We start from the raw sequence: 4954 nt of genomic DNA, 5'->3' as shown, positions 1-4954 counted from the left end.
GCGCGGGACTAGGCTTGCTCCTTACGGATCAGGTACGCTGGAGGTTCTGATGCAAAAGTCATATTGGCTGGCTGCCGCGGCAGCGCTGGCGCTCATGTTGCAGACACCGGTCGCGTTCGCGCAAGGCACGACAACGTCCGACACGACGACCGCGGCGCCCTCCGCGACCACGCCCGCGGCCACCACGACCGCACCCGCCGGCACGGCCTCGACGACCGCAACGACCACCCCGCCGAGCGGATCGACCGACCAGAGCAAGTCCACCGAACAGAAGAAGACGACCAGGACCAAGAAGAAGATGACGCGGCAGCAGGAGATCGATCATTCGGTCGAGACCGGCACGGTGCCGTCGCGCTATCGCAGCTCGGTGCCGAAGCAGTACCAGCAATACATCCCGTTCGACAAGCAATAGGGGCGGGCGCCAACGAGGTTGACGCTTGCCGGTCGCCGTGCTGTCTGGCCGCCATGCCAAGCCCTCTCGCGCCGCCGCGCCGGGCGCAACCGTGCAGCGGGACATGAGTTCAAGGGACGCATTCTTTCCGGACCGGCAGTTCGCCGACGCGAGGATCAGGACGGCGCTGATCCTGATCGTTCCGTCCCTCTATCTGATCGCCACGCTGCTCTATTCGTCGCAGATGGCGGTGTGGGGCCGGCAGGTCGACCCCGAATCCGCCTACACCATGAACGGCCTCGTTGCGGCCGCCGGATACGGGTCGATGAAGTACGACCATCCGGGAACGACGACGACGCTGCTGGTCGAGCTCATCGTCAGGGTCTGGGCCTTCGTCGCCAGGGCGCCCGACATCGTCGAGTTCGGGCTCAGGCACTACGACGCGATCACCCATGCCGCGCGCACCTCGGAGGCGCTGGTCCTGACGGCGTCGCTTGCGACCGGCGGCCTGATCGTCGCGCGCGCGACGGGCAGCGCGATCGCCGCGATGCTGTTCCAGGCCGGGCCGCTCGTCCATGCCGACACCTTCCATTTCGAGATGGTGCTGATCCCCGAAAGCCTCATGGTCTCGATCGCCATGCTCGGACTGGCGCTGGTGATCAAGGCGGCGCTCGACGAGGAGCCGCCGAGCGCGGGCCTCGGCGCGTTGTCCGGCCTGATGTTCGCACTCGGATTTTCCACGAAGTATCTCTACCTGCCGCTCGCGGCGCTCGGCGTCTGCCTGCTGCGCAGCCCGCGCGCGCTGAAATGGGCCTCTGTCGTCGGGGCGGGCGCCTTCGTGGGGCTCAACCTCGCCTTCAATCCCGGCACGATCACCCGCGGGTTCGGCTGGCTCACCTCGATCGCCACGCACAAGGGCCGCTACGGCGAAGGCGAGGCCGGCTTCGTCGACCTTGCCGAGTTCTGGTCGAACATGGGCGAGATCGTCACTGCTGCGCCGCTGGTGTTCGCCATCTTTCTGGCCGGCGGGCTTGCCGGGCTGATCGCCTGCATCAGGCGCCGGAGCTGGTCCGATCCGGTCAGCCTCACGCTGATCGCCGCCTTCCTCGTCTACGGCGCCCAGCTCGCCGCGACCTCGAAGCACTTCGCCCTTCACTACATGATGGCGTCGTGGGTGCTCGCCGGCGGCGTCCTCGTGCTGCTGATCGTGCAGATCCGGCGGCTGGTTCCGGCGATCCCGGCAACCGCGCTCGCCGCAGTCGCGGGCGCGATGTGCGTCGTCATGGCCGGGCAGACCTTTGCGCAAATCCGGCGCGAGGCGCTGCAATGGTCCGCCTGGGACGCCGCGGGCGCGCGGCTGTCGCAGGCCGTCGCCGAGGCGGGCCCGGCCTGCGCCAACGTGTCGGCGATGTTCGTCCACGCGCCCGAGAACGACATGAACCACGGTTTTGACATGACCCTGCAGCCCTGGGGCGACCAGCAGAAGAGGGAGAGGTTTTCGGAAGCCTATGGCCGTGCCTTCGCGGTCCCGCTCCTCGACCACGGTTTCTACACGCGCGTCCTGAAGAAGAATTTCCGCCCCACCACCTATGCGAAGCTGGCGGCGGAATATCCCTGCATCGTCCTGCGCATCAACGAGACGCTCGATGCCGCAAGCGGGATCGGCCTGCTCGATCTCAACCCGGATCACTGCGCGATCGCGGGGATTCAGGTCTACACCGTGGGGATCGCCTGCGCGAAGATCGAGGCGGCGTACGCGCGCAAGTGAGGGACGGCGGCAGCCCGGGCCTGGATGTGGAAGGGTACGAGGGAACCAACCTTGGACCTCTTATTGATCGGAATGGATGGGCGCCATCATCTCGGAATCAATGGGCGGCTTGCCCCGGATTCCGCAGAGCAGGGTTTCGATGCTGATCTCGTTGTGCTTGACGGCGATTCTGCCGAATTCTGATATCGTTCTCTGTAGTCATACGGACTTCGGCAACGCTCGCGTTAGGCTTCGGTAAATCGACACTTGTTAGAATCGCGATGTTCGTTCTCGAAACGTCTGCACCGCAAGACCATCGACTCCCATTGGAGTCGCACGCGTCAGGGGATAACGGCAAGAGTTCGTGCAACGGTGCGCGAAGATGTTCTTCGAAGACCATTCGCGCGACGGTGGCGCCTGTTCAGCCATTTTGCTGGCCCGCACCATGTCCGAAACCTCAAGCAGGAGATTGGTCACATGAATCTCAAGATTGGGACGGTGCTCCCGTCAATCATCTCGGCCCTGGCGATCCTGGCGGTCGTGTCCGCAGGATTCGCGGCCCATGAAGCGCTCGTTCGACGGGACGACTCCGAGGCCTTCCTCAAGGTGAACCACATTTCACAGCTGCTGCTGCGCAGCGCGGGCCAGTGGGCGGTCGAGCGTGGACTGACCAATGGGCCGCTCAAGGCGCCCGATGTGCTGCCCGCGGAACGCCGCGCCGAGATCGTCAAGACGCGAGCGACGGCGGATGAGGCTTTCCGCGAGGCCGTGTCGTTGCTGCGGACCGTGCCTGCCATGAAGACCGCGGAATCGCAAATCAGCGATGCCGAAAAGGCCGTTCGGGCCTTCGAGGCGTTTCGCAGCAAGGTCGACGAGAGCCTGGGCAGGCCTGGATCGCAACGGCCGTCGGATGTCGTCGAGTCCTTTGCCCCCAACATCACCAGCCTGATCGAAGTTGCCGGCAACAGATTGCGGCTGACGCTGGAAACGCTGACGACCCCGCCGACGGCGAGCCTGTCGCAGTTGGTTGGCTATCGACACTTGGCGGCGCTGATGGCGGAAAATGCGGGACGGGAGCGCGCCTTCTTTGGTGGCATCATTTCTTCCGGCGGCAAGCTCACGATAGATAGGATTCGGATCGTCGCGCGTGCGCGCGGTCAGGTGGAGCTTGCCTGGGAGACGCTCTCGGCGATGCGCCAGCGCAGCGGCACTTCCGGCAGGATTTCCGACGCGCTCGCGGGTGTCGACGGCGAATATTTTGGGAAATATGGCCAGGTCCGAGATGGCGTCTTTGCCGCGGGCGAAAGCGGTGAATACAAGATCTCCGGCAGCGAGTACGTCTCCCTCGCAACGACCGCCATCAATTCCATCCTCAATCTCGCCCAGGCGATCGGCGAGGTCGCGGATGGGGACGCCGCGGGCGAAGCTTCGAGAAGCACCTCCGGCCTGATGGTCAACGGCGCCTTGCTGCTGGCCAGCATCGTGCTCGTGTTGGTCAGCTTCTGGGTTACCTTCCGCCGCATCGTCGCCCCGCTGTCCGGATTGACCGCCGGCATGAAGGAGTTGGCCGCAGGCAATTTCGGCGTTGTCCTTCCCGGGCTTGGCCGCAAGGACGAGATCGGCGACATGGCGCAGGCGATCGAGACCTTCAAGATCAAGGCGGAGGAGAAGGCTCGTCAGGAGGCCGAGGAAAAGATGCGGCAGGATCAGGCGGCCGCGCAGCAGCGCAAGGCCGACATGATAGGGCTCGCCGACGAGTTCGAGCGGGCCGTCGGCCAGATCGTCGAGACGGTTTTCTCCGCGTCGGCCGGGCTCGAAACCTCGGCTGGCACGCTGACCTCCACGGCGGATCGTGCCCAGGAGCTTTCCACCATGGTGGCGGCGGCTTCCGAGGAAGCGTCGACCAATGTGCAGTCGGTCGCGTCGGCGACCGAGGAACTGTCATCCTCGATCAACGAAATCAGTCGCCAGGTCCAGGAATCGGCGCGGATGGCCGGCGAAGCCGTTAATCAGGCGCGTTTGACGACCGATCGTGTGGGTGAACTGTCTGCAGCGGCGTCCCGCATTGGCGACGTCGTCGAACTGATCAACACCATCGCGGGCCAGACCAATCTGCTGGCATTGAACGCGACTATCGAGGCTGCGCGCGCCGGAGAGGCGGGGCGGGGCTTTGCCGTCGTCGCATCCGAAGTGAAGGCTTTGGCCGAGCAGACCGCGAAAGCCACCGGCGAGATTGGCCAGCAGGTCTCGGGGATCCAGGCTGCGACGCAGGAGTCGGCCGGAGCCATCAAGCAGATCTGCGGCACCATCGAAAAGCTGTCGGAGATATCCTCGACGATCGCGGCCGCGGTGGAAGAGCAGGGCGCGGCGACGCAGGAAATCTCCCGCAATGTGCAGCAGGCTGCGCAGGGAACGCAGCAGGTCTCGAGCAATGTGGTTGACGTGCAGCGCGGCGCCGCCGAGACGGGGGCGGCATCGGCGCAGATCCTTTCCGCGGCACAGTCCTTGTCCGGCGACAGCGGTCGCTTGAAGCAGGAGGTTACCCAGTTCCTGGACTCGGTGCGGGCCGCGTGACGTAAGGGCTGGAATCGCGCGGCGGGTTCGAGTGCCGGGCAATCCACGGCGTGACGAGATCAGGCGCCGCCTGATCGTCCGGTGCCGCGCCTCATCCGGGATGATGGCATTATGCCCCTGATTTGCCCGACGCGTCAAGATAGATTCGGAAAAACAGTAAGCCGTCATATCGGTCCTTGACGGCACTGTGCATGGGGTTGAACCGCAGATTTCGTCGAGCGGCCCGAAGTCGGGGCCGCACG

General features: G+C 65.0%; 3 protein-coding genes. All 3 read left to right on the top strand.

The annotated features are described in order from the left end of the window. Window positions 1-49 precede the first annotated feature (49 nt). The 3 genes from KGM94_RS23475 to KGM94_RS23465 all read left to right on the top strand — a co-directional run bounded on the left by KGM94_RS23475 (window position 50) and on the right by KGM94_RS23465 (window position 4712). On the top strand, window positions 50-412 hold the full coding sequence (locus KGM94_RS23475) for a hypothetical protein (protein WP_300264595.1): 363 nt from the start codon (window positions 50-52) through the stop codon (window positions 410-412). A gap of 103 nt (window positions 413-515) precedes the next feature. Beyond that, on the top strand, window positions 516-2159 hold the full coding sequence (locus KGM94_RS23470; protein WP_300264593.1) for a hypothetical protein: 1644 nt from the start codon (window positions 516-518) through the stop codon (window positions 2157-2159). Window positions 2160-2615: 456 nt separating this feature from the next. Further along, window positions 2616-4712: a methyl-accepting chemotaxis protein gene (locus KGM94_RS23465; protein ID WP_300264591.1), complete on the top strand. Its 2097-nt coding sequence runs from the start codon at window positions 2616-2618 to the stop codon at window positions 4710-4712. The last annotated feature ends 242 nt before the right edge of the window (window positions 4713-4954 follow it).

Origin of the sequence: Bradyrhizobium sp. (genome assembly GCF_028868675.1) — a bacterium.
Classification (GTDB): domain Bacteria; phylum Pseudomonadota; class Alphaproteobacteria; order Rhizobiales; family Xanthobacteraceae; genus Bradyrhizobium.
This window is presented reverse-complemented; position numbering and strand designations above follow the sequence as displayed.